The organism is Bisbaumannia pacifica (genome assembly GCF_007989625.1).
In the GTDB taxonomy this organism is placed as follows: domain Bacteria; phylum Pseudomonadota; class Gammaproteobacteria; order Pseudomonadales; family Halomonadaceae; genus Bisbaumannia; species Bisbaumannia pacifica.
In genome coordinates this window covers 1-1,675 of record NZ_BJUK01000096.1, presented here as the reverse complement: position 1 = coordinate 1,675, position 1,675 = coordinate 1, and the positions used below count along the sequence as shown (strand labels likewise).

Sequence of the window (1,675 nt, the reverse complement as noted above, 5' to 3'; positions counted from 1 at the left end):
CCCGCGAGCGCCCCGTCATCGGTCTGCAGCGTCCCGCCCTCGTTGGTCAGGGCGATGCTCGGCCCATCGTCATCGAACTCCAGGGTAATCGCATCGGCATCGCTTTGCGTATTGATATCGGCAAGTGCCACGCCGCCGATATTGAACCTGGCATTCCCCGTTCCACCATTCTCCACCATAAAGCGGTTATGGTCGCCGGCGGTCTCGAAGGTAATTACGTCGTTATTGGTAATTCCCGTGACCTTCACGGTGCCACTGGCATCGGTGGTAAAGGCCACCGCCACATCATTGACGTAGACGGCGGTAATCTCGATAACGGTATCGTCGGCGATCCCCGGAATAAAGCCGGTGCCCTCCTCCTGTGCGGTGAAGAGCGCGGTAAGTTCCACCGTCGCGGTCGTATTACCGGGCCCCACCTTGACGATGGTCACCGAGCCTTCCGTGGCCGACTGCAGCGAGCCGAACTGGATATTGGCCGGGTTACTCGCCTCGGGACCGGACAGGTTGGGGACCAGGTAATTCGGATCCATCTCGTTGACATAAGTAACGACCAGCCCCTCGCCGGCGTTGATATTGTTGCTGTTGGCGGCGAGCGAGGTGGGCTCGTTATTGGACTGGCTGCTGTTGACGGTCTCGCCTGCGCTGCGCCCGGTGACCACGATCGCCACGCCACCAGGATCGCCGAAGGCCATAAAGTCGTTGTTCCCCGAAGGCGCCCCCTCGAAGTCGAACTCGAGAGTCTCCTCCACGGTGACATTGACGAAGAGGTTATTCAGCGTGGCGGTGTCATCAGGGTTCGACCCGTCGGCATGCTGCTTCGGCAGGTAGTCGAGGAGATAGACGTCGGACGAGGTGCCGTCCGCGCTAGGCACGATCACCGCGATAAAGGCGACATTGCCCGATTCCGTCCTTCCGATCAGTATATTGTCATCGCTCGGATCGGTATTGAGCGTTACCGTTTCGTAGTTATCGGTGTCGGGGTCGAGCGCCATCAGGTTGCTGACGAGGTCGACGATGGGGGCGCCATCCGCGTCCGCCGCCCAGCCGATGGTCGTGATTCCGTCCGGGGTGCTGATCATCCCTGCCTTGAAGGCAAGATTCGCGGGCGTACCGAATAGGTTGTAGAGGTCGGCAAACAGCGTCTCCCCGTCGGCGACCGAGATATCATCGTCCTGCTCGCTGGGACTCTCGTCGACCTTGATGGTAGTCGTGACTTCCAGGATATCTTCTGACATGGTTTTTCTCCCACAGCCACTCAGGTTAGCGACAATGGCCCGCCCCAGCTCCCGGCCAGGATTTTTTATTCGGGAGCCCCGGCTCAAGATGAGCTCCTAATCCCCCGGTGGCCCACCCCGAAGTCTCGATAATCGGCTTGACGATATCGCTCGGTGAAGGAGCCGACCACTCATATAAAACTTAGCCAGACCACCGCCATTTACTTATCAATTACACAAGAAAACAGAACCAATTATCTGCCATCAAAAATATGAGATACGCCAATAAAACAACATGCCAACATATTGAGCTCACTCACACTCGAGAGATGAGTTTTCTCATACTTAGAAACGCGAGTCCGCCCCCTGAGGCGCGTTTACCCACCCACCGGTTTGCCGATCCGACTGTCCTGGCCACGACGCCCAGGCCTAGGCTATGTCCGAAAACTTGCTGCGCTCGG

1 protein-coding gene is annotated in these 1,675 nt (G+C 58.0%); it reads right to left on the bottom strand.

Annotation, left to right across the window (positions count from 1 at the left end; translation table 11 throughout):
- Positions 1 to 1,235 (bottom strand): hypothetical protein (locus HPA02_RS18040; RefSeq protein WP_222594017.1); only part of this gene is annotated, 1,235 nt, incomplete at its 3' end.
- Between the last annotated feature and the right edge of the window lie 440 nt (positions 1,236 to 1,675).